Source organism: Microvirga sp. HS2 (genome assembly GCF_055792805.1).
Map to the genome: position 1 here is coordinate 1 of NZ_JBVVAJ010000081.1, position 2551 is coordinate 2551.

General features: G+C 66.8%; 3 protein-coding genes. 2 read left to right on the top strand and 1 reads right to left on the bottom strand.

All coding sequences use genetic code 11. The annotated features are described in order from the left end of the window. Positions 1 to 151 precede the first annotated feature (151 nt). Positions 152 to 1036, bottom strand: a complete 885-nt coding sequence (locus tag ACS5Q0_RS27340; RefSeq protein ID WP_473129765.1) for an MBL fold metallo-hydrolase — start codon at positions 1034 to 1036, stop codon at positions 152 to 154. Between the two features lie 186 nt (positions 1037 to 1222). On the opposite strand from ACS5Q0_RS27340, the gene ACS5Q0_RS27345 reads away from it, so the two are divergent. Both ACS5Q0_RS27345 and ACS5Q0_RS27350 read left to right on the top strand, forming a co-directional pair. Beyond that, on the top strand, positions 1223 to 2005 hold the full coding sequence (locus tag ACS5Q0_RS27345; RefSeq protein ID WP_473129766.1) for a sulfite exporter TauE/SafE family protein: 783 nt from the start codon (positions 1223 to 1225) through the stop codon (positions 2003 to 2005). Between the two features lie 48 nt (positions 2006 to 2053). After that, the gene (locus tag ACS5Q0_RS27350; protein WP_473129767.1) at positions 2054 to 2512 is read left to right on the top strand and encodes a protein tyrosine phosphatase family protein; all 459 of its coding nucleotides are present in this window, start codon (positions 2054 to 2056) and stop codon (positions 2510 to 2512) included. The last annotated feature ends 39 nt before the right edge of the window (positions 2513 to 2551 follow it).

Sequence of the window (2551 nt, forward strand, 5' to 3'; positions counted from 1 at the left end):
TGTATCCCTGTGCGGCTGCGCTTCCGATGTCCTGTTCGGTGAGCTGGTCGGCCACAGACAGAAAAGGCGTGATCGTCGCGAGCTTCATGGAAGGCCTCCTTGCAAGCTCAGGGGAAGGGGCGCCGGCCCGGTGAGCCGGCGCCGGGTTGGCTCAGACGACCGGCTCGGCGCCGCCTTTCAGCGTCACCGGGATCATCAGGTAGCGCACGCCGTTGGCCTCGGCCGGCGGGAACTTGCCGGCCCGGATGTTGGTCTGGATCGAGGGCAGCAGCAGCCGTGGCGCCGACAGCGTCGCATCCCGCGCCTGGCGCATCGCCACGAAGGCGTCCTCGGTGACGCCGTCCTTCAGGTGCACGTTGTTCCGCTCCGCGGCGACCGTGGTCTCCCAGGCATAGGTGTCGCGCCCCGGCGCCTTGTAGTCATGGCACATGAACAGCCGCGTCTCGGGCGGCAGCGCCAGCAGCCGCTGGATCGAGCGGTAGAGCTTGTGCGCATCCCCGCCCGGGAAGTCGGCCCGCGCGGTGCCGTAATCGGGCATGAACAGCGTGTCGCCGACAAACACCGCGTCCGCGATCTTGTAGGAGATGTCGGCCGGCGTGTGTCCGGGCGTGTGCAGCACCTCCACGGCGAGCGCGCCGATGGCGAAGCGCTCGCCGTCCTTGAACAGGTGGTCGAAGTCGCGCCCGCTGGTGTCCAGATCGGTGGCGTTGAAGATCGGGCGGAAGATGCGCTGCACTTCGGTGATGTGCTCGCCGATGCCGATCTTCGCGCCGGTCCTGGCCTTGATGTAAGGCGCACCGGAGAGGTGATCGGCATGGGCGTGGGTCTCGAGCGCCCACTCGATCGTATAGCCGGCCTCCTCGGCGGCCTTGAGCATCGCCTCGACCGAGCGCGTGTCGACCGTGCCGGAAGGATGATCATAGTCAAAGACCGGATCGATGATCGCGGCTTTTCTGGTGGCCGGATCGGCCACCAGATAGCTGACCGTGTAGGTGGGCTCGTCGAAGAATGCCCGGATGATGGGGTGGCCTGACATGATCTGAACCTCCTCGAGGGCTCGTCTCGTTACCGGTATTGACAATATATGAGATATATCTAAATAAGCAATATCTAATTAAATAACGCTGGCCCGGCAGGCCAGGCCGCCTCCTCCGGACGGGCTTCCGGCAAGCCCCTCTGGAACCGCTCCTTCCGCCTCTCCTCACCCGGTCAGGAGAACACAATGACGCTGTCGCTTGTTCAAAGCATCCTGGGGCTCGCCTCGGGCTCGCTCGTCGGCTTCACGCTCGGGCTCGTGGGCGGCGGCGGCTCGATCCTGGCGGTGCCGCTGCTGGTCTATCTCGTCGGCGTGACCAACCCGCACGTGGCGATCGGCACCAGCGCGGTGGCGGTGGCGGCCAATGCGGCGCTCAATCTCGGCACTCATGCCCGTGCGCAAAACGTGAAATGGCACTGCGCCCTGGTGTTCACGGTTGCCGGCATTGTCGGCGCCTTCGGCGGCTCGACCCTGGGCCAGATGGTCGACGGCCAGAAGCTTCTCGCCCTGTTCGCCGTGCTGATGATGGTGGTCGGCGCCCTGATGCTGCGCAAGCGCTCCGGCGCGGGCGACGAGAACGTTCGGCTCGGGCGGGAGAACGTCTTCAAGCTGGTCGGCATCGGTTTGGCCACGGGGGCGCTTTCCGGCTTCTTCGGCATCGGCGGCGGCTTCCTGATCGTGCCGGGGCTGATCCTGGCGACCGGCATGCCGATCCTCTATGCGGTCGGCTCCTCGCTGGTGGCGGTGACCGGCTTCGGCCTGACCACGGCCGCGAACTACGCCTTCTCGGGTCTGGTCGACTGGCCTCTGGCGGCGTTGTTCATCGCCGGCGGGGTCCTCGGCGGCCTGCTCGGAGCGCGCCTGGCGTCGAAGCTGGCCGTCAGGAAAGGCGCGCTCAACACCGTCTTTGCCGGACTGATCGTCGTCGTGGCGATCTACATGCTGGTGCGAAGCCTCAACCTGCTGTGAGGCGGAAGGAGCGTCAGCGGCCATTCTCAAACCCAGAGGAGACGACCCATGCCATTCGCCAAGCTCACCAACAAGCTCTCGGTTGCGCCGCAGCTCACCCAGGAGGATCTGAAGCAAGCCGCCGCCGCAGGCTTCCGGTCCATCATCAACAACCGCCCGGACGGCGAAGCCCCCGATCAGCCGGCGAACGCGGAGCTTGCCGCAGCCGCCGCGCGCCTGGGACTGGCCTACCGGCACATCCCGGTCGTGCCCGGCCAGCTGGCGCCCGAGCAGGTCGAGGCCTTCAAGGAGGCCCTCACCGCAACCGCCGGGCCGACGCTCGCCTTTTGCCGGACCGGCACCCGGTCGACCAGCCTGTGGGCTCTCGCCGCGGCCCGCCATCTTGCGCCCGACACCATTCTCCAGACGGCTGCGGCCGCCGGATACAACCTCGATGCTCTGCGCCCTCAGATCGAGGCCGCCTCCCGCAACCGGTCCACGGATGCCGGGCACCAGGGAACCCCGTGACCTGCTTCCCACGATCACCGTCTCCAAAGCGTTCAATGA